This is a genomic window from Cocleimonas sp. KMM 6892, assembly GCF_035798195.1.
In the GTDB taxonomy this organism is placed as follows: Bacteria; Pseudomonadota; Gammaproteobacteria; order Thiotrichales; family Thiotrichaceae; genus Cocleimonas; species Cocleimonas flava.
Genome location: NZ_JAPFBV010000002.1, coordinates 647,970 through 674,240, shown reverse-complemented (window position 1 = coordinate 674,240; position 26,271 = coordinate 647,970). Strand labels below are relative to the sequence as shown.

The 26,271-nt window shown below is 39.7% G+C and carries 22 protein-coding genes and 1 other RNA gene; 8 read left to right on the top strand and 15 right to left on the bottom strand.

Translation table 11 applies throughout. From position 1 onward, the window contains the following. Nucleotides 1-94: 94 nt before the first annotated feature. From fabF to fabD, 4 genes are all read right to left on the bottom strand, one after another. Nucleotides 95-1,339, bottom strand: a complete 1,245-nt coding sequence (fabF, locus tag OO007_RS08535) for a beta-ketoacyl-ACP synthase II (protein WP_131905193.1) — start codon at nucleotides 1,337-1,339, stop codon at nucleotides 95-97. A 116-nt stretch (nucleotides 1,340-1,455) separates the two neighbouring features. Further along, a complete protein-coding gene (gene acpP / locus OO007_RS08530) occupies nucleotides 1,456-1,692 on the bottom strand; it encodes an acyl carrier protein (protein WP_131905194.1) in 237 nt (78 codons plus the stop codon). A gap of 116 nt (nucleotides 1,693-1,808) precedes the next feature. Further along, on the bottom strand, nucleotides 1,809-2,552 hold the full coding sequence (fabG, locus tag OO007_RS08525) for a 3-oxoacyl-ACP reductase FabG (protein WP_131906121.1): 744 nt from the start codon (nucleotides 2,550-2,552) through the stop codon (nucleotides 1,809-1,811). Between the two features lie 60 nt (nucleotides 2,553-2,612). Beyond that, complete coding sequence (gene fabD, locus OO007_RS08520; RefSeq protein ID WP_325808480.1) at nucleotides 2,613-3,548, bottom strand: ACP S-malonyltransferase; 936 nt, start codon at nucleotides 3,546-3,548, stop codon at nucleotides 2,613-2,615. A gap of 317 nt (nucleotides 3,549-3,865) precedes the next feature. On the opposite strand from fabD, the gene infA reads away from it, so the two are divergent. Continuing rightward, nucleotides 3,866-4,084, top strand: coding sequence for a translation initiation factor IF-1 (infA, locus tag OO007_RS08515; protein WP_131905196.1), 219 nt, complete (start codon nucleotides 3,866-3,868; stop codon nucleotides 4,082-4,084). A 151-nt stretch (nucleotides 4,085-4,235) separates the two neighbouring features. Here the strand turns inward: infA and aceK are convergent, their stop codons facing one another. Further along, nucleotides 4,236-5,999 (bottom strand): bifunctional isocitrate dehydrogenase kinase/phosphatase, encoded by a 1,764-nt coding sequence (gene aceK / locus OO007_RS08510; RefSeq protein WP_325808479.1) that lies wholly within the window; start codon nucleotides 5,997-5,999, stop codon nucleotides 4,236-4,238. A gap of 293 nt (nucleotides 6,000-6,292) precedes the next feature. Between aceK and OO007_RS08505 the strand changes: the two genes are divergently transcribed. Both OO007_RS08505 and OO007_RS08500 read left to right on the top strand, forming a co-directional pair. After that, the gene (locus tag OO007_RS08505) at nucleotides 6,293-8,467 is read left to right on the top strand and encodes a malate synthase G (protein ID WP_325808478.1); all 2,175 of its coding nucleotides are present in this window, start codon (nucleotides 6,293-6,295) and stop codon (nucleotides 8,465-8,467) included. A 193-nt stretch (nucleotides 8,468-8,660) separates the two neighbouring features. Further along, a complete protein-coding gene (locus tag OO007_RS08500) occupies nucleotides 8,661-10,406 on the top strand; it encodes an NAD-dependent malic enzyme (protein WP_207906994.1) in 1,746 nt (581 codons plus the stop codon). A 134-nt stretch (nucleotides 10,407-10,540) separates the two neighbouring features. Here OO007_RS08500 and recR read toward each other — a convergent pair whose 3' ends face one another. The 4 genes from recR to ffs all read right to left on the bottom strand — a co-directional run bounded on the left by recR (nucleotide 10,541) and on the right by ffs (nucleotide 13,958). After that, nucleotides 10,541-11,143, bottom strand: a complete 603-nt coding sequence (recR, locus tag OO007_RS08495; protein WP_131905200.1) for a recombination mediator RecR — start codon at nucleotides 11,141-11,143, stop codon at nucleotides 10,541-10,543. Between the two features lie 60 nt (nucleotides 11,144-11,203). Continuing rightward, nucleotides 11,204-11,536 carry a YbaB/EbfC family nucleoid-associated protein gene (locus tag OO007_RS08490; protein ID WP_131905201.1) on the bottom strand — a complete coding sequence of 111 codons (333 nt, stop codon included), beginning with the start codon at nucleotides 11,534-11,536 and terminating at the stop codon, nucleotides 11,204-11,206. 95 nt (nucleotides 11,537-11,631) lie between these two features. Beyond that, nucleotides 11,632-13,701 carry a DNA polymerase III subunit gamma/tau gene (gene dnaX / locus OO007_RS08485; RefSeq protein WP_325808477.1) on the bottom strand — a complete coding sequence of 690 codons (2,070 nt, stop codon included), beginning with the start codon at nucleotides 13,699-13,701 and terminating at the stop codon, nucleotides 11,632-11,634. Between the two features lie 160 nt (nucleotides 13,702-13,861). Continuing rightward, an RNA gene (ffs, locus tag OO007_RS08480) (signal recognition particle sRNA small type) lies at nucleotides 13,862-13,958 on the bottom strand. A 125-nt stretch (nucleotides 13,959-14,083) separates the two neighbouring features. On the opposite strand from ffs, the gene OO007_RS08475 reads away from it, so the two are divergent. Next, the gene (locus OO007_RS08475; RefSeq protein WP_325808476.1) at nucleotides 14,084-14,899 is read left to right on the top strand and encodes a DUF4184 family protein; all 816 of its coding nucleotides are present in this window, start codon (nucleotides 14,084-14,086) and stop codon (nucleotides 14,897-14,899) included. Here OO007_RS08475 and OO007_RS08470 read toward each other — a convergent pair. Next, the gene (locus OO007_RS08470; RefSeq protein ID WP_325808475.1) at nucleotides 14,888-15,436 is read right to left on the bottom strand and encodes a hypothetical protein; all 549 of its coding nucleotides are present in this window, start codon (nucleotides 15,434-15,436) and stop codon (nucleotides 14,888-14,890) included. The two genes, OO007_RS08475 and OO007_RS08470, sit on opposite strands and share 12 nt — an antisense overlap. Before the next feature lie 239 nt (nucleotides 15,437-15,675). Continuing rightward, on the bottom strand, nucleotides 15,676-16,683 hold the full coding sequence (nagZ, locus tag OO007_RS08465) for a beta-N-acetylhexosaminidase (RefSeq protein WP_325808474.1): 1,008 nt from the start codon (nucleotides 16,681-16,683) through the stop codon (nucleotides 15,676-15,678). A gap of 317 nt (nucleotides 16,684-17,000) precedes the next feature. Here nagZ and OO007_RS08460 point away from each other — a divergent pair, with 317 nt between their 5' ends. Both OO007_RS08460 and OO007_RS08455 read left to right on the top strand, forming a co-directional pair. After that, nucleotides 17,001-17,795, top strand: coding sequence for a hypothetical protein (locus OO007_RS08460; protein ID WP_325808473.1), 795 nt, complete (start codon nucleotides 17,001-17,003; stop codon nucleotides 17,793-17,795). Nucleotides 17,796-18,127: 332 nt separating this feature from the next. Next, on the top strand, nucleotides 18,128-18,637 hold the full coding sequence (locus OO007_RS08455) for a DUF805 domain-containing protein (protein WP_165874644.1): 510 nt from the start codon (nucleotides 18,128-18,130) through the stop codon (nucleotides 18,635-18,637). On the opposite strand, the gene OO007_RS08450 is transcribed toward OO007_RS08455, so the two are convergent. Further along, the gene (locus OO007_RS08450; protein ID WP_325808472.1) at nucleotides 18,627-21,938 is read right to left on the bottom strand and encodes an efflux RND transporter permease subunit; all 3,312 of its coding nucleotides are present in this window, start codon (nucleotides 21,936-21,938) and stop codon (nucleotides 18,627-18,629) included. The genes OO007_RS08455 and OO007_RS08450 overlap by 11 nt on opposite strands. Then, nucleotides 21,939-23,423 carry an efflux RND transporter periplasmic adaptor subunit gene (locus OO007_RS08445; RefSeq protein ID WP_325808471.1) on the bottom strand — a complete coding sequence of 495 codons (1,485 nt, stop codon included), beginning with the start codon at nucleotides 23,421-23,423 and terminating at the stop codon, nucleotides 21,939-21,941. A gap of 317 nt (nucleotides 23,424-23,740) precedes the next feature. Between OO007_RS08445 and OO007_RS08440 the strand changes: the two genes are divergently transcribed. Both OO007_RS08440 and OO007_RS08435 read left to right on the top strand, forming a co-directional pair. Continuing rightward, nucleotides 23,741-24,529: a sialate O-acetylesterase gene (locus tag OO007_RS08440; protein WP_325808470.1), complete on the top strand. Its 789-nt coding sequence runs from the start codon at nucleotides 23,741-23,743 to the stop codon at nucleotides 24,527-24,529. Between the two features lie 87 nt (nucleotides 24,530-24,616). Next, a complete protein-coding gene (locus OO007_RS08435) occupies nucleotides 24,617-25,228 on the top strand; it encodes an outer membrane beta-barrel protein (RefSeq protein WP_325808469.1) in 612 nt (203 codons plus the stop codon). Nucleotides 25,229-25,297: 69 nt separating this feature from the next. On the opposite strand, the gene erpA is transcribed toward OO007_RS08435, so the two are convergent. Both erpA and OO007_RS08425 read right to left on the bottom strand, forming a co-directional pair. Then, complete coding sequence (erpA, locus tag OO007_RS08430) at nucleotides 25,298-25,669, bottom strand: iron-sulfur cluster insertion protein ErpA (protein WP_131905211.1); 372 nt, start codon at nucleotides 25,667-25,669, stop codon at nucleotides 25,298-25,300. A gap of 193 nt (nucleotides 25,670-25,862) precedes the next feature. After that, nucleotides 25,863-26,258 (bottom strand): bactofilin family protein, encoded by a 396-nt coding sequence (locus OO007_RS08425; RefSeq protein ID WP_243651522.1) that lies wholly within the window; start codon nucleotides 26,256-26,258, stop codon nucleotides 25,863-25,865. Nucleotides 26,259-26,271 lie beyond the last annotated feature (13 nt).

The window sequence follows — 26,271 nt, the reverse complement described above, 5'->3', positions numbered from 1 at the left end:
CTATAACTCACTATCTGTTTTGAAAGAAGCTCAAAAAGCTTCTTGTATTTATCGATGCTGATGAAAATAATCAAACAAATGTTTGATAAATCGATTAAATCTTTTTAAAGATTAATGTGCCATTTGTGCCGCCAAAGCCAAATGAATTACTCATCGCAACTTCAATTTTGGCATCACGGGCTGTGTTGGCTACATAATCTAGATCACATTCAGGATCTTGATTCTCAATGTTGATTGTTGGTGGAAGAATTTGATCACGGATTGCTAACACGCTGAATACTGCTTCAATACCGCCAGCTGCACCTAGTAAATGACCTGTCATTGACTTAGTTGAGCTAACCGCTACTTTTCTTGCATGGTCGCCGAGTGCCAATTTAATGCCATTGGTTTCTGCAACATCACCAGCTGGTGTAGACGTTCCGTGAGCATTGATGTAATCAATATCTTCCGGGTTTAAGCCAGCATCTTTTAGTGCATGATTCATACAACGAGCACCACCCTCACCAGTCGTTAACGGAGCACTCATGTGATAAGCATCACTACTCATGCCGAAACCGGCTAATTCACAATAAATTTCTGCACCACGTGCTTTAGCGTGTTCGTATTCTTCCAGAATAAGTACACCAGCACCATCACCCAGAACGAAACCATCACGGTCTTTGTCCCATGGACGACTTGCTGCTTCAGGATCATCGTTACGTGTTGAAAGCGCACGCATCGCTGCGAATCCACCTATGCCTAATGGGGTTGAACACATCTCTGCGCCACCACCTAGCATCACATCGGCATCACCGTAGCTAATCATACGCGCTGCATCACCAATACTATGAGTCGCAGTTGCACAAGCAGATACAGGAGACATATTGTGGCCTTTTAAGCCATGCATAATCGATAAGTTACCAGCAACCATATTAACGATAGTGCTAGGAACAAAGAAGGGTGAAATCTTACGTGGTCCACCGTTTAAAAAGGCTTTGCTGTTCTTTTCAATAGAACCTACTCCGCCGATACCAGAACCAACAATAACGCCGATTCTGTCAGCGTTTTCATCCGTTACTATTAAGCCAGAATCTCTAAGTGCATCAGTACCAGCGCCAATACCATAATGGATAAATGGGTCCATCTTTTTTTGGTCTTTAGGCGTGATGTAATCAGTTGGATTAAAGTCATCAACGTTTCCTGCAATTTTTACAGAAAAGTCAGTCGCATCAAATAAATCAGGTGATATCTTATTGATACCGCTGACACCTTCAATGATATTTTTCCAGGCTTTCTCTATTTGAGAACCCACTGGAGAAACAATTCCCAGACCTGTAACAACTACTCGACGTTTTGACACTAGATAATCCTATTTTTGATAAAACAATAAAAAAAAACCGCAGTGACTATAGAAGCTCAAGTAATTTCCAAGGCTAAATAGTTCTGCGGTTTTCTCACAGCTTATGTGACTAATAATTAACCTTGGTTATTATTTACGTAGTCAATCGCTAATTGAACTGTAGTAATTTTTTCTGCTTCTTCGTCAGGAATCTCAGTTCCGAATTCTTCTTCAAGAGCCATAACTAACTCAACAGTATCTAATGAGTCCGCGCCCAAATCATCGACAAAAGAAGCTGCATTAGTAACTTCTGATTCATCAACTCCTAATTGTTCTACTACGACACCTTTAACGCGTGCTTCAACATCACTCATGATTGTTTATTCCTATAATTTAAAAAAAACATATTCGTACTGAATATATGATTAGGCTATTGTAGAGAAATTCAACTCTCTACACAATTATATATTACCGATTAATTGTCTATTATTTAAGACATGTACATGCCGCCGTTAACGTGCAAAGTTTCACCGGAAATATAAGCGCCCATGTCTGATGATAAAAATAATACAGCATTCGCTATATCTTCAGATTGCCCAAGTTTGCCCAGCGGAATATTTGTTAGTAAGGCGTTGCGTTGATCATCTGACAATTCACGTGTCATGTCTGTATCGATGAATCCTGGGGCTACAACATTTACTGTTATCCCACGTGATCCTATTTCTTGGGCCAGTGATTTAGTGAATCCAACTACGCCTGCTTTTGCCGCAGCATAATTTGCCTGTCCTGCATTACCGGTAGCGCCAACCACTGAAGAGATTGAAATTATACGTCCCTGCTTTGCTTTCATCATACCTTTCAAGCAAGCTTTGCTAAGTCTGTAAACAGATGTGAGGTTGGTTGATATAATATCGTTCCATTCATCTTCTTTCATTCTCAGCATTAAGTTGTCACGAGTAATACCCGCATTATTGACAAGAATTGTAACAGCGCCAAATTCACTGTTTATGTCTTTAATCAAGCCGTCAATAGAATCAGTATCAGTTACATTTAACACTTTACCGACGCCGTTTATACCTGCTTCTTTAAAATATGCGCTGATTGAATTAGCACCAGATTCGCTGGTTGCTGTACCAATGACGGTCGCACCTGCTTTGCCTAGTGATTCTGCTATAGCTTTACCGATGCCTCTGCTTGCACCCGTTACTAGTGTTACTTTTCCTTCTAAATTAATCACCTATACTTCTCCTATCGGTTTTTTAATGCGGCTTTATCTATTGTTATCTTGGTTCTATTATGAATTACAGGCTTCAAGGGCTTTATCTAATGACGCTGGGTCACTGATATAGAAGCTACCAAGCGCTCTATTTATTCTTCTGTTTAGTCCGAATAAAACTTTTCCCGGACCAAACTCAATAATGGTGTCTGCGCCTTGTACTTTATTTAAATTGTTAATGGTATCTGTCCAAAGAACAGGTTTATATAGTTGCTTTGCTAGTGCAGATTGCTTATCAGCTGCTGATGCATAACTGATTGCTTCTACATTCTGTAAAACTTCAAATTCACCATTATTAAAGTTAGTCGTTAGCAGGCTCTCGCTTAACTGAGTGGCTGCATCCTTCATTAAACTACAATGAGAAGGAACACTTACAGGAAGTTTTATCGCTCGCTTGGCGCCCGCATCTGATAATTTTTCAATGGCTGCATCAACTGATGAAGTATTACCCGCGATCACAACTTGACCAGGAGAGTTGAAATTGACGGCTTCAACAACGCCTTCTTTAATAGATGAACAGATTTCAACGATCTGGTTATCTTCTAAACCCAAAATAGCTGCCATGGCACCTTCACCCGCTGGAACCGCTTGCTGCATAAGGCTAGAGCGTTTAGCGACAAGTCGCATGGCATCTTTGAAGTCTATTACACCAGCGGCAACCAAAGCAGAGTATTCACCCAGACTGTGACCTGCCATACCAACGGGAGCACCCCCCCCTACTTTGAGCCATAATTTCCACACTGATACACCTGCAGCTAGCATTACTGGCTGGGTATTTTCAGTCTTGTTTAATTCAGTAGCATCATCTGCTGTAGTCATTGACCACAAATCTATACCGATTGCGTCAGACGCTTCTTCAAACGTTGCTTTTATCTCTGAATATTCAGTTGCCAATTCACCTAACATTCCGATTGACTGCGACCCCTGTCCTGGGAAAACTGCTGCAAATTGCATTATAAATTCCTTGTGATGTAAAATTTCGCCCATATAATATAGGTATTAGGTGATTATGCACACTCTAATATGTTGAAGATTAAGATTATAAGAAATACATGGCCATCATGTAGACATGAGTTAAATGCATAAATTCAGTTGTACTCACTTCGTATCAAAAATCTCCTTAGAGCAGAACTTAACACAAGCTTTAATTTAAGTTTGTAACTTGTAAATACAAGGTTAAGCTCTGGTTGATTATAATAGGCAGAAATTACTTGTTAAATATAGTAAGTAATGGATAATACGCCGACTCCAAAAGGAACTAGTTGTAAAGCATGGCAAAAGAAGAAAGTATAGAAATGGAAGGAACAGTAGTTGAAACACTACCTAATACTACATTCAAAGTTGAGTTGGAAAATGGACATATTGTAAATGCCCATATTTCTGGTCGTATGCGTAAAAATTATATTCGTATACTTACGGGTGATCAGGTCACTGTCCAGTTAACTCCTTACGATTTGACTAAAGGTCGTATCACATACCGTAGTAAATAAGGCTGTAAACTTGTATCTGTTTGATTATTGAACAGCAAGTCTTTCCCCTCCATACACATTCAGAATTATTCAGCTATCTATTTAGCTCCATATTCAAACCTCAGACTATCTTTTTAAGTGGCCTACTCTATCTGTGTGCCTGTTTGTTTCATTAATGAGATACTTCCCTTTGTAAACGATATTTCTGTGGGTATGGGAAAACATCTTCAAAAATGCCATTTTTGATATTTTCCTGTTTCTGTATCCAGAAATTAGCATCCAGTAAATCTGCATGATATTTCATAAATGCCGCTTTTATGTAGTCATTACCCAATAAAAAGCGCGCAAACTCCTCAGGGAAAACATCATTTGGCCCAACACTGTACCAGGGCTCTGCGGCCATTAACTCTTGTGAGTTTCGTGGTGCGGGTATTTTCCTGAAGTTACAGTCCGTGAGATAAACAATCTCATCGTAATCATAAAATACAACTCGACGGAGTCTGGTTACACCAAAGTTTTTATACAGCAGGTCGCCGGGGAATATATTAGCTGCGCACAATTCTTTAATGGCATCTCCAAAGGATAGGATAAGTCTTTCGATTTCATCAAACTGTCCTTTCCTTTCTGCTTCTTCCAGGGCCATGTTCAAAGGCTGCATACGTCTTTCTATATACATGTGCTTGATTTTAAGCTGCTTCACGCCTTTGTGATTTTCAACAACCTGAATACTACTTTTACAGGTAGACTCAAGGTCTTTGAGTAAATCTTCAGTAAAACGATTAAGTGGCAATAAAACTTCTGAAAACTCGAGTGTATCGGCCATTCTTCCGACACGGTCGTGTCGTTTTACTAACTGATATTTTTCTTCTACCTGTTGCCGACTAATTTCTTTAGGTGGTGCGAAATAGTCTCGTATTAATTTGAACACATAGGGATATGAGGCCAGCGTGAATACAGACATCACCATACCCGGAATTCCGGGCGCTAGAATCAAGTCATCATCGGAGTAATCCAAATGATGCAAAAATCCTCTATAGAAGTCAGTTTTACCTTGTTTGTGTAGTCCGATGGATGAATACAGTGCTTCTTTTTTTCGCTGTGGCATCAATCTTTGTAAGAAGCTTACGATTGCAGAAGGTACGGGATGCTCAACCATAAAATAAGCGTATGAAAAGCTGAATAAGCGCGATACTGAATCTTCCCCTATTAATAGTGCATCTGTGTAGATCCCTCCTTTTTCATTATTAAGCAAAGGGATGGCAAAGGGATATTCGTTATGACCGTTGATAGCCTTACCTACGATATACGCTGCCTTGTTTCTGTAGAAAAGTGCATTGATAACCTGAAATTGAAAATTCAAATCTGCATTACGATTATCATTTTTCATATACTTACAAATTGATTTTGCCATGTGACGGCAATCTCTATGACAATTTTCAAACGGTATAGATAATGGCGAGTGATTTAGAATGAGTTTTATCGCTCTGAAAAAACTGGTATTTGCCGGATAGTAGGCTTCATAAGTCGGCACTTCAGAGTCGATATATTCTGTCGCAACCGAACTTCTTAAAAATATATTGAGATTGGTATAAAACTCAATCGGGAAAATTCGACAAAAAACCGAATTAAAAAAGGTTTCAGCAAGTTCCGGTTGTTGGTGATTCTGTAATAACAGAATGAAGTGACCCTTCACTTTTTTCCAACAATCCTGATCGAATGTTTCAGGTCGGGTGTCGTAGTTTTCTTTAAGATAATTAACCGTTTCTTTTACACGAGAATCATAAAATTCGATTCTATGTCGTGATGCTAATCTATCTGCTTTCCAGTCGGCGCTTTCAAATCTGGCTTGAGCCCCAGAGGTAATTTCAGTGAAAATTCGAAAGTGTTTATTGAATCCTTTAAGGATTTTTTTGGCTATTGTTCGAGATAGATTCATGCAATGACTATAGGTTAAGGGAACACTTTAGACAACATCCCGAATGGAATCGGCATTTGCTAAGTCACCCCCCTACTTTGGAGGCTTTTTTAGCTATTGTGCCGTTTTTATATCTCTAAGTAGTAATAGGAGCAAGCTTCATTATGTCTATAATTAATGATGATGGTTTTAATACACCAGATTACTTAATTCAATCTTACTTGCACATGCCCTCGAATGAGCTAATCTATAAACGCGATAAGAGCATCTAAATATTTAGATTACCTATAATAAATTAACAGAAAGTAATGAATATGACATCAAACGTACAGAAAGATAAATTACAAATAAGCCAAGCTATCTATGATTTGGTAACGAATGAAGTTCTACCAGGCACTGGTGTTGAGGAAGATCAGTTCTGGACAGGAATGCAAACTGTGCTCGAAGAGTTTGCTCCGAGAAACAAAGAACTTTTAGCTAAGCGAGATGATATTCAACAACAGATAGATACTTGGCATCAGCAAAATAATGGCCAGGAATTCGATCACAATGAATATAAACAATTCTTAAAAGATATTAATTATATTGTGGATGAAGTCCCTGATTTTGGTATTACAACAGAAAATGTAGATCCTGAAATTGCCACTATCGCTGGTCCGCAATTGGTTGTTCCTATCAATAATGCGCGTTTTTCACTGAATGCTGCAAATGCCAGATGGGGAAGCTTGTTCGATGCTTTCTACGGTACAGATATCATTCCTGATGAAGGTGCACTTGCAAAAGGTAATCAATACAACTCGGAACGTGGCAAGAAAGTTATTGAATTAGCCAATGTATTTCTGGATAAGGTCTTGCCACTAACATCAGGTAGTCATAAAGAGGTTGCTTCATATAAATTAATCGATAAAGAAGGTCAAAAAAGTCTTCAAATAACACTCGGTAATGGTGAAGAAACTGAACTACAAATCGCAGATTCTTTCGTTGGCTACACAGAAGAAGAGTCAACGTCGACCTTATTGTTTGTTAATAATGGTTTACATATCGAAATTCAAATAGACCCAGCTTCGGTTATTGGTCAATCATCTGCCGCTGGTGTAAAAGACGTCATCATGGAATCAGCCTTAACGGCGATTCAAGATTGCGAAGATTCGGTAGCCGCGGTTGATGCTGAAGATAAAGCGCTGGTTTATCGAAACTGGCTTGGTTTGATGAAAGGCACGCTGGAAGAGAGTTTCGAAAAGAACGGCAAAACACTTAGCCGTAAACTTAATCCTGATCGCGAATACACAAGCCCTGCTGGGGATTCATTTAGTTTACCGGGACGAAGTGTTTTACTCGTTAGAAATGTCGGTCATTTGATGACGACTGACAGCGTTTTATTGAATGGCGAAGAAGTGCCTGAAGGTATTCTAGATGGTCTAATGACAGCACTTATTTATATCCATGATATGAAAGGCACCGGTCCATACAAAAATTCTAAAAGTAATAGCCTGTATATCGTAAAGCCAAAAATGCATGGACCTGATGAAGTGCGTTTGACGGTTGATCTATTTGCGGCGATTGAGAAAGCTGTCGGATTACCTGTTAACACCATGAAAGTAGGTATCATGGATGAAGAACGTCGAACTACAGTGAACCTAAAAGCCTGTATTTATGAAGCACGCGAACGTTTAATCTTTATCAATACGGGTTTCCTCGATCGCACTGGTGATGAAATACACACAAGCATGGAAGCAGGATCATTCTTACCGAAAGCGGAACTTAAAGGTGAGCCATGGATTTCAGCGTATGAAGACTGGAATGTAGATATCGGTTTAGAGTGCGGTCTTCGCGGCAAAGCACAAATCGGTAAAGGTATGTGGGCAATGCCGGATTTAATGGCAGATATGCTAGAGCAAAAAATACAACATCCCTTAGCAGGCGCTAATTGTGCCTGGGTACCCTCTCCTACTGCAGCAACGTTACATGCTATGCATTACCATTATGTGAATGTTGATGAGGTTCAGGAGCAATTGTCTAGCCGTGAAACGGCAAGTCTGGATGATATTCTAACAATCCCACTAACGCCTTCATCGTATGTCCTTAGTCGTGAAAAATTGATAGAAGAGTTGGAAGATAATGCGCAAAGCATGTTGGGTTATGTTGTTCGCTGGATCGATCAGGGTGTTGGTTGTTCTAAGGTGCCTGATACGCGTAATGTGGAATTAATGGAAGATAGAGCAACATTACGTATCTCAAGTCAGATTATTTCAAATTGGTTGCACCATAACCTATGTACTGAAGCACAAATTACTGATGCGTTTAAAAAGATGGCAGTACTGGTTGATGAGCAAAATGCTAAAGATCCGCTGTATGTACCAATGGCTCCTGCATATGACGGCATTGCATTCAAAGCTGCACTAGATTTGGCCATTAAAGGTGCTGCTCAGCCAAATGGTTATACCGAGCCATTATTGCACCACTATAGAAAAGTAAAAAAATCTGCGTAAATTAAATCTGTTTAAATTTAATACAATACTGATTCCGTTTTGTATTAAATTATTATGAATTTAATCGTTAATAAATAACATCTGCTTAAATTTGGTCTACTATAATATTTTTATATAGATCCGTTTTTTAACCCAGTTATTTAAGCAAATTATTTAAGCAAATAAGAGGTGAATTATTAACACGCAGTTACCTTTGTCTCCATTCTTTGATGCAAAGTCAAAGAATGGAGAGAAATACCTAGAAGTATATTCCCGCGGCATTGAAGTTTTACGTTTAACAGCGTTAAACAAAGGCACGGCATTTTCTCAAGAAGAAAGAATCGAATTAGGACTAGAAGGTCTTCTTCCTCCTGTTGTTCTTACCTTGGAGCACCAAGTCGCACGTTTGTATAACGGCTTTAATGAACAGCCTGACGATCTGGCTAAATATCAGTTTTTACGTGCTGTGCAAGAACGCAATGAAGTGTTGTATTACGCGCTAATTTCTTCATATCTGGAAGAAATGATGCCAATCATTTATACCCCGACTGTGGGTAAGGCTGTACAGAAATATAGCTCCATGTATCGTTCACCTCGTGGTTTAACTTTCACGGCTGAAAATATTTCGCGTGCTGATCAAATCGTTAATAACTACCCATGGAATGATGTACGCATGATTGTTGCGACGGATTCGTCAGCAATTCTAGGTATTGGCGATCAGGGACATGGTGGCCTAGCCATTTGTATTGGTAAAATGGCGTTATATACAGCTGGTGGCGGCTTAAGCCCGTTTAATGCATTACCTGTCGATCTTGACGTGGGTACTGATAGAACAGACTTAACTGATGACCCGGGTTATTTAGGTGTTCATGATAAACGTCTTACCGGTAAAGCTTATTATGATTTACTGGATGATTTTGTTGCAGCAGTGCAGAAGCGTTGGCCAAAAGCCATTATCCAGTGGGAAGATTTTGCCAAAGACACAGCTTTCGCGGTATTAGAACGTTACCGTAAACAGGTGCCTAGTTTTAACGATGATATACAAGGTACCGGAGCGGTAGTACTGGCAGGATTGTTAAACGCCTGTAAGTTAAAAGGTGAAACTCTGTCAGATCAGCGCATAGTGGTTGTTGGTGCTGGTGCTGGTGGCGTTGGTGTTGCCAAAGTTATTCAGGATGGTTTGGTCCACGAAGGCTTAACGCGCGAACAAGCACGTAGCCAGATGTTTATTGTGGATGAGTTCGGATTAGTGATTGAAGGAATCAGTCCGGATGAATATAAAAATCCGATCAAACAAGACCCTAAAAATTGTGCTGACTGGGAAACTAAGGGTGAAATTCCTTCGTTGCTTGAAGTCATTCACAATGTGAAACCTACTGCCATGTTAGGTCTAACGGGTGTATCTGGTTTATTTACAGAGCGCGTGATTCAGGCAGTTGCTGAATACAATAAAAACCCGATCATATTCCCATTGTCTAATCCAACATCGAATGTTGAAGCAGTGCCAGAAGATATCTTCAATTGGTGTTCAATGATTAACACAGGTGCTGATGCTTACCCTATTATTGCTTCGGGTAGCCCATTCCCTAATGTAGAGAGCCGTGGAAAATCGCATATTATCGGACAAGGTAATAATGCCTTTATCTTCCCTGGATTAGGATTTGCCTGTTCACTGGGTGAGTGTAAAGAAATCACTGAAGGTATGATTATTGAATCAGCACATGCACTGGCCAACTACACCAGCAAGCATCATTTAGAAGCCGGTAGAATCTATCCACCAATTGCAGAGTTGCAGGCGGTGAGTCAGGATATTACAGAACGGGTAATGCGATTAATGCTAGATCAGGGTCTGGTACGTAATAAAGAAATTACGTTTGAAAACTATATCGAGAAGATTGCCGAAAACTCGTGGAAGCCAGAGTATTTACCGTTTGTTGCTGCAGAGAAAAGCGAATCTTAAGATCGTATTTTATGTAGACCAAATAAAAAAGCGCTTATAAGTAGGGGGGTCAGTTATTAATTGCCACCCCCCTACTTTGAGGCGTTTTTTTTTGATTTCAGTTAAGACACTGCTATTTTTATACAGTAAAAAAATCAGTAGTTTCGGCGCCCATCAAAAGCATGTGAAAGCGTGCTACTGTCCACATAGTCCAGTTCACCACCCACAGGAACACCGTGCGCGATTCTGGTTGTGTTCACATTGTATTTGGCCGCCAATTCACTGATATAGTGAGCAGTTACTTCGCCTTCTACCGTAGGATTAGTCGCTAAAATCAGTTCTTTGATTGGCTCATCTTCAAGTCTTTTTTCTAACAAATCCAAACCGAGTTCATCGGGGCCAATTCCATCTAATGGGGAAAGTTTTCCCATTAGCACAAAATAGAAACCGCGATACGCCGTTGCTTGTTCTACTGCCAATACGTCAGACGGATTTTCGACCACACATAAGGTTTCGGTAGCACGTGATTTATCCGAACAAATTCTGCAAATCGAATGCTCGGTCAAGGTTCGACATAATGAACAATGGCCAATATTTTCAATGGCATTCTGCATGGCTGCTGCAAGCCTAAGTCCATTTTCTCGATCATGTTCGAGTAAGTGAAAAGCCATGCGTTGTGCAGTACGCGCACCGACACTGGGTAAACATTTAAACGCTACAACGAGCTCATTCAGCAATGCTGACTCAGTATCTGACATAATGGTTACTGTGGTTTAGGTTAGAAAAAATACGTTTTAAAAATACTAATTGCTTAGATCTTAGAACGGTAGCTTCATTCCAGGAGGTAAATTCATGCCTTCTGTAATTCCAGACATTTTGCTTTTACTGGTCTCAGCCATTTTATGTGAAGCGTCGTTGAATGCTGCAGCAACAAGATCTTCTATCATTTCCTTGTCGTCATCAGCTATTAGACTGCTATCGATATTGACACGTTTACATTCGTGAGCACCATTGATAGTCACAGAAACAAGACCTCCGCCAGATTCACCTGTAACTTCCATTGCGGCAATTTCTGCCTGCGCTTTTTGCATGTCTTCCTGCATTTTTTGCGCTTGCTTCATCATTCCGCCAAGTCCGCCGCCTTTAAACATTGTTGTATCCTCTTTTTGCTATATTTTAAATACTAAAAAATTCTATTCTGTTTTAAATCATGGTTGTTGCTCATGATTCAGTAACTTAGATGGTGTCACTGTGATTTAGGTTCTATTGAACCGGGCACTATTTGTGCATTAAATCTGTTTTGAAGCTCAATAACAAAGGGGTCTGATTGTATATTCACCTCAGCCTGCTGCTGCGTTTCCTCTACTTTGCGTTGTGCTCTTTGTGCAGGTGTTTCATTATCCTTGTTGATGGCACCTGAATTATCAACCGCTTCAGTTTCTTGTACCTTTAGATCTAATCGGTAGTCTGCCCCATAATAATCGCATAAGGCATTCTTGATTTCTAATTCGATACTTTCAGCTAATAAACCTTCGCTGCCTTTATCCAGTGTAAGACCAATAATACCATCTTCCTGATGCGCTAACAGGCAGTGTTTAATCAATTCTGCCGCTCTACCACTTAAGCCTAAATTGGGGACAACTTCGTGCCAGGCAAGTTTTAATCTGTTTTTAATCTGTTCTGGATCGGGTTTCTCTAGAGGCTTTGCCTGTGTTTCAGTTTCAGAAGCTATGCTTTGATCTTTTTCAGGTTCAGCTATTACTGCTTCTGGTTCTAAAGCAGTGGATGTATTGGTAACGGCTTCTAGAAACGCACTCTTTTCAGTGCTTGATGGTTTTTCGCTATGAGTATCTGTTACGTGTGGAGTTTCTTCAGGCTTACTTTGACTAGGAGGTTTAGCAGATAAGTTATCGTAGTCTGGTGTTATATCCCAAGGTGGGGCTTCATCCATGGGTGGTGTAGGTATTTCAGGGGCAGCACTAGGGGCTGAATGTGATTGTGCTGTACCAACATCGTTATTCGTAACAGATTGAGGTTCTGGTTCTGCTGAAGGTGTTATTTGAGGTTCGGCAGAGCTAGCAAATTGTTTATTCCAAGCGGAATGTTGAGTAACAACCTCTTCATCATTTCCCTTACTTACGTATTCGTCATTCGCTACTGTTTTTTTTTTGCTTGAGTCAGAATCTGTAACAGTGGCAGACCCAGCAGCTTCTGCTTCTGATGTCTCTAACTGCATGCCGACTCTTAATGGTCTGAACGACAGCATTCGCAACAGTATCATTTCAAAACCACTTTTAGGATCAGGAGATAACGATAAGTCAGATCTTCCCTGTAAAGCTATTTGATAAAACAACTGCACATCTTCTTTGCTCAGTTGTTGTGCGAGATTTTTAATACTGTCTTCGTCATTAATGGCATCAGGAACGACCTGTTGTACGGCTACTTGATGCAAAACAGAAATCAGTGCATCACAACTGGCATCGAAGTCGGGGCTGATTGAGGCCAATTCGTCGACTTGACCTAGAAGCGTAGCACCATCACCTGTTGCTACAGTTTCTAAAATAGATACTAACGGTTCATGAGAAACCGTCCCAAGCATGTCGCTCACCGCTTTTTCGGTGACTGTCTCGCCAGAATAAGCGATAGCCTGATCGAGTAAGCTCAATGCATCACGCATACTGCCATCAGCAGCTTTACCTAATAATTTAAGCGAAGGTTCTTCAAAAGCGATTGTTTCCTGTTCTAACAGGTACGAAAGATGTGAGGTGATTTTCTCTAAAGGCATACGCTTTAGATTGAATTGTAAACATCTAGATAACACCGTGGCAGGCAACTTTTGCGGATCAGTTGTTGCGAACAGGAATTTAACGTGTGGTGGTGGTTCTTCCAGTGTTTTCAATAAGGCATTGAAACTATGCCCGGTAAGCATGTGCACCTCATCGATGAGGTAGACTTTGAAGCGCGCTCTGGTCGGTGCATATTGGACATTTTCGAGTAATTCGCGAGTATCTTCAACCTTGGTTCTAGACGCCGCATCGACTTCAATTAAATCAAGAAAGCTTCCTGCAGCAATTTCTAAACAACTATTACATTTACCACAGGGTTTGGAAGTAACACCAGTTTCACAATTTAGGCATTTGGCAAGTATTCGTGCAATGGTGGTTTTACCCACTCCGCGGGTTCCGGTAAACAGGTAGGCATGATGCAGGCGGTCGCTATCTAAAGCATTGATTAAGGCTCGTAATACGTGCTCTTGACCGACCATTTCTGTGAAATTTTGCGGTCGCCATTTTCGTGCTAATACTTGATAACTCATGAGAGAATCATAAATGAATCAGGCGAATAACAATAGTAAAATCAGGCATTTCAAATGAAAAATGTCACCCCCCTACTTTGAGGCGTTTATTTCTTATATTTGGGTGGGATTTTAAATGGGTATACAGAACAGGAAGACGTTTTGATTAGCTGGAGGTGACTCACACCAGCTACACCTCGGCACCCGAATCCACTACTACCGTTGCTCCCTTCCGGGCCTGGCGGGGTTCGCAGCTTATCGTCGCGAGAGAACCAATGTGAGTCTCCACAGATAGACAACTAATTCTGCAATGTAACCATTTAAACAGGTGATTATTGCAGAGCGGCGCATTATGAGGGAAGATTGTATTTTTGACAATAGCTCAATAACAAAAAGCCTATTTATGCCATTTACTGTTTCACATACTGTTGCTGTTATCCCCTTATATAAGTATTTGGGAAACTATGGCGCAATGTCGCCTCTGATTATCGGAAGCATGACGCCAGATATTGCCTATATAACTCCATTTTTAGTGCATCAACGTATGGACAGTCATTCCCTGATTGGCTTGTATTTATTTTGTATTCCCATGGGTTTAACCGTGTACTTTTTGTATCACTTTTTGATGGCGCCTGTGATAACGTCGGTTTTGCCAAAATTTATCCAAAAGCACTTAGGCAGTCATTTATTTCAGGGCAAGCTACCAGACATTCCAAGTCACGTATTGGTGTTGTCATTAGTGGTTGGCGCATTAACCCATATCATCTGGGACTTTTTTACGCATGAGACCGGATTACCACAATTCATTCACTGGATGGATGTTCCGTTAACGGCAATCGATGGTTATGACATTATGCCTTATCGTGTATTGCAGCATTTTAGTTCATTATTTGGTTTGGCATTGTTGATGTTCTGGGGAATGAGATGGTTAAACAGAAATAAAAACCAAACGGCTAAGATTACTCAGAATACTGCAGATAGTGGTTGGCAAGCTTCGTCATCATTAAAGATGACTGCATTTTTAGTTGTGGCTGTTTCTAGTGTGCTTGCGGGGCTGTTTTTTGGTTTAAAACACATGCCTGAAACCGAAGTAATGTATGGTTTATATGGCGCTCAGGTATTTTTGAGATTTGCCATTGTCGGTGGCGCTGCGGCATTTTTAACCAGCACGATGGCGATGGGCTTGTACTATCAATACCGGATTCGCTCAGGATTTTAAGCGTGCTTTAATTACATCCATCAGCACATCAAAATCAAATTTACGCTTTTTTTCAAGAATGGTTTGATGATGCTGTAAGTCCGCCGCTAATATCTGAATGTTCTCACGTGCTTTGGCTTTTTGTTCTGATGTCATGTGTGCCGCATCTTGCGCAATTTTGTCTACGAATTGTTGCAAAGCATCAAGCGTGTGGATGAAGAAAGTCCGCATACTGTTAATAATGTCATCTTTTTTTGCATTAACCTGATTGGTGTTTTTATCGTCTTTGATCGATGCAACTTTAAAGCTTAACTCGTCTAATATTTGTTTTGTTTGAGACGTTAATGGCTGTATTTGAGAAGACCATTCCTGTGGTAATTTATCTGTGCTTTGTATAATGTCGGCGTAAGTGTCGAAGCCTTTTTGTAACATTTCAGGTAAGTGTTTTTTGTTTTCTTTATCTTTCCATTGCTGTTGCTTTTCGGCGGCGAGTTCTGCACTTTTCTTGTAGGTTGAAACTAGCACTTTCTTGATTTTTCGATATACGAAATACGACACTAATCCAAACAGCAATGTGCCGAAGATTATAAGTAGAGGGAAAAGTGTAAATCGAAACATAGTTGTAATATAAGGCTCAAATGTAATGAATCAATGCAGAGAAGGTTTTCAGTCTATTATCAATCACTTTATATTGGCCTCAAAGTAAAGGGTTAATTAACATAAGCCACCCCCCTACTTTGAGGCCTTTTTTTAGAGATAATTAGAGAGTACGTTTCATCGAGCAACTCTAAATAACGTTATGCAAGTGCAGTAATATCATCTACGGTCTCTGCCCAGCGAGTAGTATCTAATAAAGCGGAGCGATTCATAAATGGTTTACCCTGCATACGCATTAACCGTTGTGATGACTCTTCACTGTGTTTTATTTTAGCGTTGTTTAATACTTCTAATGCGCCCGCGCGATTATTGCAAACAAGCACCATGTCACAACCCGCGTCAATGGCAGCTTCTGCGCGTTGCGCGTAGTTACCCATGACAGATGCGCCTTCCATGGTTAGGTCATCACTAAAAATTACGCCATCAAAATTTAATTCATCGCGCAGTACTGTTTGTAACCAATACGGTGAAAAACCGGCGGGTTTATCATCTATTTCTTTATAAATGACATGCGCTGGCATCACGGCATCCAGTCCCTGTTTAATTAAATCTGCAAACGGAATGATATCTTCCTGCCAGATTTCTTCTCTACTACGCGTATCAACGGGAATTTCATGGTGAGAATCTTCTGTGACAGCGCCATGGCCCGGGAAGTGTTTGCCGGTCGATGCCATTCCTGCTTCTCGCATGCCTTTAATGTACTCTGTTGCCAAAATTGAGATTGTTTTAGGGTTACGGTTGAAAGAACGATCACCGATGACTTCACTCACACCAAAATTAACATCAAGAACAGGTGCAAAACTGAAGTCTATATCCATTGCCCTGACTTCTGCAGCCATTAACCAGCCATGCGAATAAGACTTTTCTTCAGGGTTTGTTGATACAGCTAATGTTGCGATTGCTGGTAACGTAGTGAATTCTGTTCTAAATCGTTGTACACGCCCACCCTCATGATCAACACAGATTAGCAGCGATTTACCTTTTGTTGCCTGGCGTACATCGGCTACCAATCGAGACAATTGTTCTACCGATTCGTAGTTTCTACTAAAAAAAATGACTCCGCCGACTAAAGGATGATTTAGTAGTTCTTTTTCTTCGTTTGTTATTTCCAGCCCATCTAAGTCGAGCATTACAGGTGCGATACCCATCGTATTCCCCTTTGTATTTCTGTGTAGTTCTATGATTTATAGATTTTTACCAGTATACAAAATTAATCTAAATTCTATTAATTATTTATTAGAAGATGTGCATTACTCTGGTTATTGTTTAGGAAAAGAAAGACCGGTAAATAGGCAAATATGTCGTCTATCCTTGATTAAATAGAGAGTGTATCTCTGAATGGATAGATTGCTTTTTAACGAGAAGTTATAGTTGATTTAGCTATATTAGCATATTAGAATATTGATAAATTAGGTTTTGCTACTAATCCCTTATTACTTTCATAATACACGCTAGGAGTTTTAAAATGAAATTACGTATCGCTACTTTTGCAGCATTGGTCGCTCTATCAGGAACAGCATCAGCTAACTGGTGGGATGGTTTTAATAATGGAAACGGTTCGGGCAATGGTTATGGTAATGCCGCTGGAAATACTTCAGGCGCAGGTAATGCAACTGGAAATGCAAATGGTTCTGGTCAAGGTTGGGGAACAGGTAAAGGCGACGCTGATGGCGAAGTAGATTTCAGCATAAACTTTAAAGGTAAAGGCAAGACTGATATGGATACTGCTGGTAACCTAACAGGTTCTGGTCAGGGCGCAGGTAACACAGCGGGTAATATGGACGGCGCTGGCAACACTGCTGGCAATATGTACGGTTCTGGTCAAGGCCAAAACAGCGGCAATGGATACGGTTCTAACATGCCTTGGAACAATAATAGCAATATGCCATGGAACAATAACGCAAACATGCCTTGGAATAATAACAACTACGGTGGATACAACGGTTATGCTCCGCAGATGCAAATGCCGCAACAGCGTATGATGCGTCCTCAAATGCAGCAAATGCCTCAGCAACGTATGATGCCACAAACTCGCATGATGGCTCCTGCTTATGCCGCTCCAAGTTATGAGCAAATGCAAGCTCAAATGGAAGCGCAGCGTAAGCAATATGAAGCATTTGCCAAGCAAATTGCAGCCCAACAAAAAGCAATGTCTGTAGCGCATCAAAAAGCGCAAGCTCAACAGAATGCTCAGGCACAGCAAAAAGCACCTGCTGCTGCAACTACTGCACCTGCAGCGCCAGCAGCTAAAGCTGAATAATTGATTAGTTAAACTGAGTTAAATACAGTTGATCATAGCGAAAGTAAGGCTTTGATCTAACGTATAAACATAAGCCGCCAAACAGTGATTGTTTGGCGGCTTTTTTGTGCCTGAATGAAATAGCATCAGCACTTTATCGGATAATACTTGGACAGATAACTCATTATTTTTATTGGTTTTTGACCGTTGCGCGACACAGATTATCCACTTATCGGTGTCTCGGGATATTTTTTGAACGGCATCTGTCAGAATAATCGCAACGTAAACTCTATGTAAGTATTGTTAATAATAATCATTATAAGGATATTATGATGTCTAGGAATTCAAATACTATGAATATGCAATTTGAAAATCATACTTTGCAACGATATAGCGAAGTAGATTTATTTTCCACTGATGGAAGAATAGGAAGTAAACGCTACTTTCTTTATTCAGTGTTGCTTCCTTTTATAATTTTTTGGAGTCTGGCGAGTATCGCTGGTGTTTTAACCTATATGGGGAGTGCGGCGACATTAGCATCCTACGCTATTCTGGGTGTAGCCATAATAGCTATGCTGTTCATCTTGGTAAGACTAACCATTCAACGTTGTCATGACTTTAATAAATCAGGCTGGTTGGCAATATTAGCAGTAGTGCCATTTTCCAATATAATATTTGCGCTTATTCCTGGTACTAACGGTTTAAACCAGTACGGTGAAGTACCAGAACCAGCGAATAAATTAACCAATATTCTGTTTTATTTATTGATTGCTGCGTTAACCGCTATGACAGCTTTTTTGCTATATCAGTTATTTAACGGAGATATTATTAACTCCGCTATGCAGCGTTGGTTCACGTTCTAATAATATGTAACCGCTTTAGTATTGATTTGAAATCTTCAACGATTAAATAGAAGGTAGGAATCAATACTAAAGTAAGCATTGTCGCAAACAGTATTCCAAACCCTAAAGATACAGCCATTGGTATCAAAAACTGTGCTTGAGTACTCTTCTCAAGTATTAGAGGTGTTAAACCTGCAAAGGTTGTTAATGAAGTGAGTAGAATAGGTCTAAATCTCGATTGACCAGCAATTCTGATCGCTTCAGCAACCGGAATACCGCTCTTTATTTTCTTATTGGTATAATCGACCAACACTAAAGAATCATTCACCACCACACCTACAAGTGCTAACAAACCCATAACACTGCTTACACTCAAACTCATTCCCATTATTGCGTGACCACCGATAGCTCCGATAATACTAAAAGGTATGATGCTCATCACCATGATTGGCTGAAAATAGGAGCCAAATGGAATTGCCAATAATATGTAAATAGCGATTAAAGCTACGGCAAATCCAAACATTAGACTCGAGTTAGATTCTTTTTGCTCTCTTTGCTCCCCTTCCATGTCGAAATTTACTCCTGGATTATTAGCCAGAATATCCGGGAACCACTCTTTAAAATTAGCAACTACGGCATTCGCAGAGATCTTGTCTTTGTCCAGATCAGCCGTAACATTGATAATACGCTGTCTATCAACGCGAGAAATGGTCGAAGAGCCTTTGCCAATACTCACTTCTGCAACTTCACTTAATGGAACGGATGCACCTGTAGGTGTACGTATCTTCAGGTTTTGTAGTCCAGATAGGGATAACCTTTCTCCCTTTGGTGCTCGAACCATGACTTTTATTTCTGATTGATTACGCTGAATACGTTGTGCCTCAGCACCATAAATAGAATTTCTTACTTGCTGCCCTAGCGTTGTTAGATTTAATCCTAATTGCTCGGCAGACGGTTTTATTCTCAGCTGAACTTCAGCTTTGCCACCTTCGTAACTGTTTTTAATATCAAACAAACCATCGTATTCACCCAATTTAGCTTTCACTAAAAGCGCAACATCATTAAGCTCATTGAAATCAGTGCCAATCAGTTGGACATCGATGGGTTCTCCACCTCTTCCGATTTCTGCTCTGAAACTCAGTTCCTTTACTCCGGGAATTGGACCAATCAGGTCTCGCCATTCTTGCACTAATGCTATGGTGCTTATATCGAGTTTTCTCTCTTCAGGAGGGATTGTCTCAAATGTGATTGTCGCAATATTGGCAACACCACTACTACCGCTAGGTCTTCGACCGGCACTGCCAACAGTGACTAAAATATGCTTAATGATGCTTTGTCCTTGTTTAGCTGTACCTGTGCCAGAGTCATTAATAGATGATAGGTTTTGGGTTTTACCTGATGATGATTCTGGCATAGGTTCTGACAAAGATTCAGAGCCTTCATCGCTATAAGGCTCGATGTATTTCTTCTGTAATAGTTCTACGCTTGAAACCATTTTGTTTACGTACTTTTCAGTTATCTCAAGTGAAGTCCCCTCCGGCATCTCGATGGTCGCAGAAACAGTTTCGCTTTCTATACGTGGGAAAAATGTGTACTTGTAACGACCCGTTGTGACCATGGTAATGGTAATAATTAATATACTGATAAACACTGTAAGCGTTAAATAGCGTGCGTTAAGACAGGCGTTTAAGAATGGAGCATATATATTTTTAACGAACCAAACAAGGCTTTGAGCAATCGATCTTTGTATGCGAGTGAAAATATTTAAATTGTCTTTGTTTTTACGTAATTTCATATGACGTAAATGTGAAGGTAAGACGAATTTAGATTCGATCAATGAAAATAACAATACCGGTATGACTACCATTGGAATCTGGGCAAAAATCGGTCCACGTCTACCTTCCATCATCAACAAAGGTAAAAAGGCGGCAACTGTCGTTAAAACACCAAAAGTAACAGGTACTGCAATTTCTTGTGTTCCCTCTATGACCGCTCGTTTCGGGTCACCTGTTTTCTCTAAGTGAGAATAAATATTTTCACCCGTAACAATGGCATCATCGACCACAATACCCAATACCAGTATAAAACCGAACATGCTGATGATGTTCATGGTCATACCTAATTGTGGCATCAAAGCTAGAGCGCCAAGAAAGCTGATTGGAATACCCACGCTCACCCAAAAAGCCAGATCGGGTCGTAAAAACAATGCAAGCAACAGTAATACAAGCCCTATTCCTTGAATCAAACTATTCGTCAGAGTATTTAGACGTGCTTTAACTATTTTAGAGCTGTCTTGCCAATAGGTTAGATGTAATCCAGGTGGTAATGTTTTATTACGAGCTTCGATATAATCTTTAACGGTATTCGCAAGTTCGATGGCATTTTGATCTCCCACGCGGGATATGTTAATAAAAGCAGCTTTCTTGCCATCAAATTCGCTGTATAAAGGGTCTTCATTAAAACCATCATTTATATCGGCAATGTCCCCCAAACGTATACTGGTGCCATTTTTCTTGCTGATCACTTTAATATTTGCAAAATCATCTTTTTTGTACGCTTGCCCTAATGTTCTAACCAATATGTCCCCAGACTGGGCTTTAATCGTTCCACCAGGTATGTCTCGAGATGCATTGCTGATAACGTTAGAAATGTCTCCCAAGGTTAAATCATATTGTCTTAAGGTTGATTCAGGTACATTGATGCTGATTTCCCAGGGGCGTACACCACCCATGGAAATTTGCGTGATATTGGGTAAACCGCGAATTTCATCGCGAATCTTTTCAGTATTACGGCGCAAGGCCACTTCATCTAAACTGTCTTGATAAGTGACGACTGTAATTACTGCCCGACTCCGTATCTGTTGTTCTATGACGGGCTGCTCTGCATCCTCAGGAAAAGAGGTGATACTGTCTACTCTGGACTTAATCTCGTTAAGCAGTTTAGTTACATCGTATTTAGAGAGAATTTCAACTCTGATTGATGCGCTACCTTCGGAAGAATCGCTGTAAATTTTATCTATGCCGGGTAAGTCTGCAATTGCATCTTCGACACGAATCGCAATCCCTTCTTCAACTTCTTGAGGGGTAGCCCCCGGATATGAAATTGAAATATTTACCACATCTGTTTCAAACGAAGGAAACGATTCAAGAGTGATTAATTTAGCACCTGTATACAGACCGGTAACAATGATCGTAATCATCAATATATTTGCTGCAACCGGGTTGTTTACAAACCACGCAATGATGCCTTTTGATTGAGTGCTGTCAAAGGGCTCTGAGGCGTTGTTATTTATGTCATTAATGTCTGACGAATTGATATTCATTTAACTGTTTTCGCCTTTGTTTGTTTGTTTTTTTGATTTTAATTCGTCATTAACTTTGTTGGTTCTTTCTCTTTTATCTGCTCTTTCTCTCTTTTCTTTGCTTTCTTTTTGGCCAGTAGCACCTCTTTCTCCAGTAACATTTTTGTTACCCGTTCCCTCTCTATTACCTCTTTTTTTATTTGATGCTTTTTCCTTATTTAAAGCTTGTTGTGCTTCTAAGGTAATAGCTTCCATGCCATCAACAACCTGCGGTAAATTGGTCGTTATGACTTGTTTTCCGATAAACGTTGGGTCTGCTTCAACGACTGTCTCAGTATTGGAGTTCCATAACACTTTTACGGGAATAATAGAGAGCTTCCCATCTTCTAAAATACGAATTTCACGATTATAAATAACGGCAATTGACGGGAGGATAAAGACGTTCTTAAATGTTTTACCTTTAATCGTGGCTTTTAAATACTGCCCAATACGGATAGGAGTAGTAACACCTTCTTTCGCTTCATAAGGATTATCCACCCTTGCAATGACGTTGATTTGTCGACTTTCTGCATCTAGAGCAGCACTGGTTCTATCTACATAACCTGTCCATTGATCATTTTTAAGGCTGTCTGGACTTGAGAAAGTGACGCTTGGTAAGGTTTTTTTATCAATACGTTGATTGCGGAATGCTTCAGGCATATCCAGTAATTCATATTGGTTTAATGATAACGGTAACTCAACATTGACATAATCAGTGGCGTATATTTCGCCTAATACAGTGCCAACGGAAACATACTGTCCGACGTTTACATTTTTCGATAAGACTCTGCCGCTATAAGGCGCTTTAAGTTTTGTGCGAGAGAGATTCAATTCGACTTGTTTTAAGTTAGCTTTCCTTGAATTGATATTCGCTTGAATGGCGTTTATCTTACTTTCATAGGTTGTTTGTAAGCCATTGAGATTCTGTAATGATTGTTCGAGCTGATTGATTTTCTGGTCTTCTGCGTCGACTAATGAACGAGAGATCAGTTTCTTACTCAACAAGGTATTTACACGATTGAACTCTTTCTTACCTAAAGCTAAATTCTGTTGAGCGAGCTGTATAGACCTTTTATTGCTTTTTTCTTCAGCGATTAATTGTTTCAGGCTTGCCTCATTGGCAGCAACTTCGCTTTTTGCAATTTCTAATGCATTCTTATAATTAGATTGATCGATTTCTAGTAAAATCTGGTTTTTGTCAAAGTAATTACCTTCTAAGAAATTGTCAGATATACGAATAATTCGACCGGCAGCCTCAGCGACCAGATTCGTTTGAGTGCCTGCGGTCACAGTGCCTGATGCTTCAATATTGACAGTGTATTCAGTATTTTTTAGCGTTTGAACTTCAACAACAGGTAAGCTTCTGACAACGGGACGTTTTCTGGCTTCTGGGGCAGTTTCTTTTAAATATTGAGTGTAAGTAAACGCTGCCGCAAGAACCAGAATTGGTAAAATTATTTTTAACATGTAATTTCCGTAAATTTATCAATAAAAATAGATACTTCAAAGGTGTATCTAATATGTATTGTGAATCAAGGAGTTATTTTACACCCCCCCACTTATAGCCATTTTTTTATAATCGGTAATTGGCTGGCATCAACTTATAATTATCTGATATATAATAATTAAGTGCAATTTATGAACACTTGCTTAGTTGATAATGCGTTAGACTTTAGTAATGTCTGCATTTAATACAACTATTCTTCAAATAACGTCTTGATAAAGTCTATTTGAAATAGCAACATACTGGTCATTAACTGCTTAATACCTGCGTATCATAATCTATGAAAATTACACTTTGTTTTTTATTACAAATATTTACAATAACGGCATACGCGGATGAAATAGATTTATTCATCATGGCAGGTCAATCTAATATGCAGGGTTGGCGCAGTGATGCCGCGATGTATCCACCTGATCCCACGTATAAAGATGCTGAGATACCTTTCTATTTTGAAGCATTAAATTACGGTTCTTCTAATAAGCATTGGGAGACTTTAGGTCCGCAGATTGGTCATTTTCAGAAAGGACACTTTGGGCCAGAAGTTACTTTTGCCCGTGCCCTTTTTCAATTAAATATGCGCCCTGCTATTTTCAAATACAGTTCTGGCGGTACGAGTATAAAAAATGATTGGAAAGCGCCCGGTCAGAATGGTTTGTATGACGATATGGTACGTAACCTCAATGTAGCGATACATGAACTCAAGAATCAAGGTCACACAGTAACGCCAAGAGCATTTATATGGATTCAGGGTGAGACCGATGCGAATGATCCCTATTTGGCCAGAGAATACCATTGGCGCTTAAACAATTTACTTAAGAATATGCGTAATCATGTATTACGAGATCCGTCTCTTCCAGTAATACTCAGTGTTGATGAACAGCACCCACGGGTTAGGACTCAACCAGAAATAGTCGCGGCTCAAAAGAAGTTGGCTAATGATGATGCCTCAATTACTTTTATGTCGATGAATGGCCTGGAAAAGTATGATGTTACTCATCTCACTGCCAAAGGAACGATTAATCAGGGAAAGAGACTGTTTCAAACCTATAAAGCTGCGGTCGTTTACTAACCGCTTATCCAGTGCATCTTTACCACTCACGTTAGGTGGAATAAGATTATCACCAAGGAAAAATAATAAAAAAACTGGGGTATAACAATGAAGTCCTTAAAGAAATCCGTGATTTTGCTCGGGTTAATCTCTATCGTTTCTGTTTCTTACGCTGATCTACCTAAACCTTTCGATTATAAAAAAGCATCAACGAATTATGTTGATAATACATCGGGTGGTTTCGGTTCTATCGCGAATCCTTACTTTTTTGGTGGCTCAATTGGCGCCTCTGAAGCGAGCAGCTATTGTTCGGGTGAATCAAACTGTGAAGATACAGATACCGCCTGGAAAATATTTGGTGGCTACAAGTTCACTGATAAGCTTAGTGTAGAAGGTGCTTATATGAATTTAGGCGATATCTACAAGAATGGCCAAAACTCTGATGTGAGTGCTTTTTCCGCTTATGGCGTGGGTACACTTCCCGTTACTGAACAGTTTGATGTGTTTGGTAAAGTCGGCGCGACACGTTGGAGCAGTGATAATACGGATGGCACTGAGAGTGGTTTTGGTGCAAGTTTTGGTGTTGGTGCAAAAATGCACATCAATGAAAACACTAAATTGCGTGCGGAATGGGAAAAAGTTCTGGATGTCGAGACGTCAGATTCTGAATCTAGTGACATCAATATGCTAAGTGTTGGTGTAGAGTTATCGACTTTCTAAAACGTTTTTAAATCTAATAAAAAAGGCAGCCTTTAAGGCTGCCTTTTTTATGAATAGTACTAATGCTTATTATTCTGGGCTGAATGAAGATCCACAACCACACGTTGTTTTTGCATTCGGGTTACGAATAACAAACTGAGAACCTTCAAGACCTTCGGTGTAATCGATATCAGCACCAACAAGGTATTGAAAACTCATAGGGTCAATAAGTAGTTTAACGCCATTCTTTTCTACAGTCGTGTCACCATCATTGATGCTCTCATCAAATGTGAAACCGTATTGGAAGCCTGAACAACCTCCGCCAGATACAAATACTCGTAGCTTTAGATTGTCATTCTGCTCTTCATCAATCAAACCTTTAACTTTATTAGCAGCGGCATCTGTAAAATTTAAAATTGGTGCTGCACTTGCTGTTTCTACTGTTGCTGTTTCTGCTGTCATGATATTAACCTTTATAAATCGTTTGGTTTTTAATAATTAGCGATATAACTCAACGTCTTAATTGGTATTTAATGCTGAGATAAACAACTAATTTAAAAATGTGTATTAGATAATTCCTAGTTTACCCTAGATTGGCGTTTAAACTAAATAAACCATATCTTTTTAATGTTAAAATGTTGATAAAAAATACAGGTCAACCCTTTTGATCTGTTGTTATTTTTTCGTCTTGTCTTAACAATTTCCCGTTTACTTCTGCACCTACTGGTAATTCGAGTAAACTGTAATGTACATCACCATTAATGCGGGCTTTATCGAATAATTCAACCTTACCGTCTACATAAACGCTGCCATCAATTTGCCCATTAACAATTAAATGGTTAACCGTGACATCGCCTACTATTAAAGCACCTTCACTTAAAATGAGTAAAGAGTCTTTAGATTCAGAATTAATGTTACCGATAATCGTGCCAACTACATGCATTTTGCCTTCAAAATTGATATGGCCTTCAATTATGGTGTTTTCACCGATTAGTGAATCAATTCTGGTACGGTGTATCTCTTCATAATTCTTTTTTTTCTTAGCTAGCATCATATTTCCTAAG